This is a genomic window from Arthrobacter sp. MDB1-55 (assembly GCF_059092925.1).
Window position 1 is genome coordinate 1 of the sequence record NZ_JBNHID010000008.1, and the last position, 871, is coordinate 871.

General features: G+C 62.1%; 1 pseudogene. It reads left to right on the forward strand.

Annotated features, from left to right (window positions below):
* Positions 1-871, forward strand: a pseudogene (locus AC5RU3_RS15625) (hypothetical protein); the annotation flags it as partial.

An 871-nucleotide genomic window follows, 5' to 3' on the forward strand; every position in this document is an offset into this window, starting at 1 on the left:
GTTGTGAACGGTGGCCATGGTGATGGCTACACCGGCGGCACCAACGACGGGTTGCTCGGCGGTGTGGTTGCCGACGTGGAGGCTGTCGTTCCGGTGAGTGTTGGCGGGAATGCGATCTCGGTGCTCGGTGACTCTTCCAGCAAGGATTCGGATTCCTCGGCTGGTGGTTCCACTTCGGGTGATGCCTCGAACGGTGGCCACGGTGGCGATGGTGATGGTTACGAGGGCGGTACCGATGGTGGGCTGCTCGGCGGTGTAGTTGCTGACCTGGACGCTGTTGCTCCGATCAACGTCGGCGGGAATGCGATCTCGGTGATCGGTGATTCCTCCACGGACGGTTCCAATTCGTCCTCGAACGGTTCCACTTCCGGTGATGCCTCGAACGGTGGCCATGGTGATGGCTACGAGGGCGGCACCGATGGTGGGCTGCTCGGCGGTGTGGTTGCCGACGTGGAGGCTGTCGTTCCGGTGAGTGTTGGCGGGAATGCGATCTCGGTGCTCGGTGACTCTTCCAGCACGGATTCGGATTCCTCGGCTGGTGGCTCCACTTCCGGTGATGCCTCGAACGGTGGCCATGGTGATGGCTACACTGGCGATACCAATGGTGGGCTGCTCGGCGGTGTGGTTGCCGACGTGGACGCTGTTGCTCCGATCAATGTTGGCGGGAATGCGATCTCGGTGATCGGTGACTCTTCCAGCAAGGGTTCGGATTCCTCGGCTGGTGGCTCCACTTCCGGTGATGCCTCGAACGGTGGCCATGGTGATGGCTACACGGGCGATACCAATGGTGGGCTGCTCGGCGGTGTGGTTGCCGACGTGGACGCTGTTGCTCCGATCAATGTTGGCGGGAATGCGATCTCGGTGATCGGTG